This is a genomic window from Streptomyces sp. NPDC050549 (assembly GCF_040655035.1).
GTDB lineage: Bacteria > Actinomycetota > Actinomycetes > Streptomycetales > Streptomycetaceae > Streptomyces.
Map to the genome: position 1 here is coordinate 1 of NZ_JBFAJD010000123.1, position 1,216 is coordinate 1,216.

General features: G+C 65.0%; 1 protein-coding gene. It reads right to left on the reverse strand.

Annotation, left to right across the window (positions count from 1 at the left end):
- Positions 1 to 166: 166 nt before the first annotated feature.
- Complete coding sequence (locus tag AB0I51_RS48410; protein ID WP_362985929.1) at positions 167 to 1,045, reverse strand: helix-turn-helix transcriptional regulator; 879 nt, start codon at positions 1,043 to 1,045, stop codon at positions 167 to 169.
- Positions 1,046 to 1,216: the final 171 nt, after the last annotated feature.

Here is a 1,216-nt window from a genome sequence, read left to right on the forward strand (position 1 = left end):
GTCCGCTGCCTGCCCCTACCCCAGGGCGATCATGCCCCGCACACGAAGAAGCCCCTGCTCATCGAACAGGGACTCCCTTTGCCACAACGCACTTACACAGTCAGGAAGTGGGGCTTGGCCAGCAGGTCGAGCCCCACGCAACGCCCGACGTCGATCCAGTCATCGCTCACGCCGAAGCCCTGTCCTCTTGGTGCCTTGCCCAGGAACTTTCTTGCCCTTCCACCAGGCGCAGTGGCTGGCGGTCGGACGCCTGCAGCGTGGCCGACTTGACGCTCAATGCTGCCCGGCTGACCTCATCGGTCTTGGCTATGAGGCTGGCGATGTGCTTTTCCACTGTCCGGGGTGAGATGTGCAGGTGGTCGCCGATGCCCTTATTGCTTCGGTGTTCGGCCAGCAAGGTGAAGACCTCGAACTCCCTGACCGTGACGCCACATGCGCGCAGTTCCTGGGGGATGTTACTGGTGCCAATTCGGCGCTGGTGGACCGGGGCTCCTAGGCGCCGTAGTGCGGCGCGACAGGCATTGGCGACCGCAGGCACGTCGTTGTGGTGAAAGTGGTGTTCGGCTCGCCGAAGCCAGACCACCGGGTCGCCCCAGCCGTCCTCATGGGCCGCGTCTGCGACGAGTCGCAGACCCAGGGCGAGTGCGGTCGGATATGGTGCCGCTGCATGCAGGGCCATGTCCATGGCTTCTTCCGCTTCATCACCGCGCCTCTCTCTGCCGAGGAGAACGGCATTGGCGAAGAGGCAGAACTGACGGTTCCAACGTATCCCTGATGACGCGGTGGTGCTGACCTCCTCATAGCGTGCCCTGTCGACTGTGCCCGATAGGGCGTCGAGGAGGAGCCCGATACCGTGTGGCCCGCTGAGCGGGTAAATACTTGGGATGTCACGTTCCAGCGTGGCAGCAGCCTGTAGTTCGCGTATGGCTTGGTCGCGGTCTTCTTCCAGCAGAGCGCACATGGTTCGAGCCAGGCTGAAGGCCAGCGGCTCCTCCCGGGAGCCGACGCCGCCGGCCGCGGCGAATTCGGCCAGGGCGGCGTCCATCGCCGGACGGTCGCACTGGTGGGCCGCCAGCGCTGCTTTCGACAGCAGTACGGATCGGATGACGGGCGCGAGGCTCAGTGCGTTGTGGCAAAGGGAGTCCCTGTTCGATGAGCAGGGGCTTCTTCGTGTGCGGGGCATGATCGCCCTGGGGTAGGGGCAGGCAGCGGACGG

Excerpts from the sequence above, each read along its gene's own strand:
- AB0I51_RS48410 (WP_362985929.1), bottom strand. The coding sequence starts at position 1,045 with ATGGACGCCGCCCTGGCCGAATTCGCCGCGGCCGGCGGCGTCGGCTCC.